At 73.2% G+C, this 1,201-nt stretch carries 2 protein-coding genes; both read right to left on the reverse strand.

Annotated elements, in window-relative coordinates; genetic code table 11:
• Nucleotides 1–32: 32 nt before the first annotated feature.
• The gene (locus ACLU3S_RS36990; RefSeq protein ID WP_413956353.1) at nt 33–1,016 is read right to left on the reverse strand and encodes a carbohydrate kinase family protein; all 984 of its coding nucleotides are present in this window, start codon (nt 1,014–1,016) and stop codon (nt 33–35) included.
• Nucleotide 1,017: 1 nt separating this feature from the next.
• On the reverse strand, nt 1,018–1,201 hold a 184-nt coding region (locus tag ACLU3S_RS36995; RefSeq protein WP_413956354.1), incomplete at its 5' end, for a methionine adenosyltransferase domain-containing protein.

The raw sequence follows: 1,201 nt of genomic DNA on the forward strand, positions 1-1,201 counted from the left end.
CTCGCGCAGGGCGGACACACGGGTGGCCCTGGTCATGAGGGCACCGCCAGCCGGGCGGTGAACGCGTGCGCCGTCGTGGGGCCGTACGCCTCTTCCAGGCGGGCCAGCAGGTGGGCGGGGCGCAGGATGTGTTCCTGGGTGCCGACCGACTCCAGGGCGAGGACGGCGGCGACGCTGCCGAACCGGGCCGCGTTGCGCAGGTCCTCGCCCCAGGCGAGGGCGGCCAGGAAGCCGGCGCGGTAGGCGTCGCCGACCCCGGTGGGGTCCGCGACGGACTGGGCCTCTGCGGCCGGGACCTCGATGGTGGTCCGGCCCGCCCGCCGGATGCGGGAGCCGGCCGCGCCGAGCGTGGTGACCCACAGCCCGGTGCGGCCCAGGACCTGCTCCTCGGTCCAGCCGCTGCGCTCCTGCAGCAGGACCGACTCGTACTCGTTGGTGAACAGCATCCGCGAGCGGTCGATCAGGGCGCGCACCTGGTCGCGTTCGAGGCGGGCCAGCTGCTGGGAGGGGTCGGCGGCGACGGGGATGCCGAGTTCGTGGCACTCCCGGGTGTGCCGGAGCATGGCCTCGGGGTCGTTGGGCGAGACGAGGACCAGGTCGAGCCCCCCGGTGCGGGCGAGGACCGGGGCGAGGCGGATGTGCCGGGCCTCGGCCATCGCACCGGCGTAGAAGGTGGCGATCTGGTTCTGGTCGGCGTCCGTGGTGCACACGAAGCGTGCGGTGTGCAGATCGGGGCTGACCCGCACCGACTCGGTGTCCACGCCCTGTTCCTTCAGCAGCACCCGGTAGGGCTCGAAGTCGCTGCCCACCGCGCCGACCAGCACCGGTGACAGGCCCAGCTGACCGAGGCCGTGCGCGATGTTGGCGGCGACGCCGCCGCGCCGGATGTGCAGCGCGTCGACGAGGAAGGACAGCGAGACGTGGTCCAGCCGGCCGGCCATCAGCTGGTCGGTGAACCTGCCCGGGAAGACCATGAGGTGGTCCATCGCGATGGACCCGGTGACGGCGATCCGCATGTCAGACTCCGGCGGCCCGGCGCAGCGCATCGGCCCGGTCGGTGCGCTCCCAGGTGAAGTCGGGCAGCTCACGGCCGAAGTGGCCGTAGGCCGCGGTCCGGGCGTAGATCGGGCGCAGCAGGTCCAGGTCGCGGATGATGGCGGCCGGACGCAGGTCGAAGACCTCGTCGATGGCCTTCTCGATC

The sequence above is a fragment of the Streptomyces sp. AF1A genome, assembly GCF_047340315.1.
GTDB lineage: Bacteria > Actinomycetota > Actinomycetes > Streptomycetales > Streptomycetaceae > Streptomyces.

What these genes read in the sequence shown, in the direction of transcription:
- ACLU3S_RS36990 (WP_413956353.1), bottom strand. Translation starts at nt 1,016, where the DNA reads ATGCGGATCGCCGTCACCGGGTCCATCGCGATGGACCACCTCATGGTC.